At 63.8% G+C, this 603-nt stretch carries 2 pseudogenes; both read right to left on the bottom strand.

Annotated features, from left to right (window positions below):
• Nucleotides 1-420, bottom strand: a pseudogene (locus NS365_RS23145) (FdhF/YdeP family oxidoreductase); the annotation flags it as partial.
• 66 nt (nt 421-486) lie between these two features.
• Nucleotides 487-603: pseudogene (locus NS365_RS25410) on the bottom strand (L,D-transpeptidase family protein); the annotation flags it as partial.

The following is a 603-nucleotide window of genomic DNA, read 5'->3' as shown; positions in this document are numbered from 1 at the left end:
GCGGAAGGCGCTGTCCCAGGTGACGGGCACATATTGGTCGAGCGAGGCGTCGTAGCGCATCGGCGTCGTCAGGCGGCCGTGCTTTTCGAGATCGTGGTCCGTCCAGTCCAGAAGCTCGGTGACGCGATGGCGCGAGAAGAAGTCGCGGTCGGTGCGCTTCTTGGTCTGCTCCCAGATCGTCGCCTTGGCGCCGTTCTCGCAGAATTCGAAAGCATGGCTGTCGGCCGGCTTGGCCCAGGAGCACGACACGCAGGCAAAGCCGTCGGGCTTGTTCTGTTTGAACAGCGTGTTCCAGATCGTGGAAACGGCGAGCCCTTCCGCGATGCTCTTTTCGGCCAGCGATTTGACCGAGCCCCAACCGCCGGTCGGCGAATCGTAGGGCTCGACCACCGGCAAGCTTTGCTGTTCGCTGCGTTCCATGACCTGACCTCTGCGGAATGCGTCCAAGAGGAAAGAAATCGTGAGCCGAGCGAAGGGTTCCGATCGTCAGCGTCGAACGACGAGGCGCATCCCGCGATGGAGATGGGGAGCCAAGCGGTCGAGATCCCCGCGCGAAAGGGCGACGCAGCCTTCCGTCGGCGCATAGCCGGGCCGGGCGACATG

The organism is Aureimonas ureilytica, from assembly GCF_001475935.1.
Lineage (GTDB): Bacteria > Pseudomonadota > Alphaproteobacteria > Rhizobiales > Rhizobiaceae > Aureimonas > Aureimonas ureilytica_A.
The sequence above is the reverse complement of the archived record's forward strand: the minus strand, read 5'-3'. Positions and strand labels throughout refer to the sequence as shown.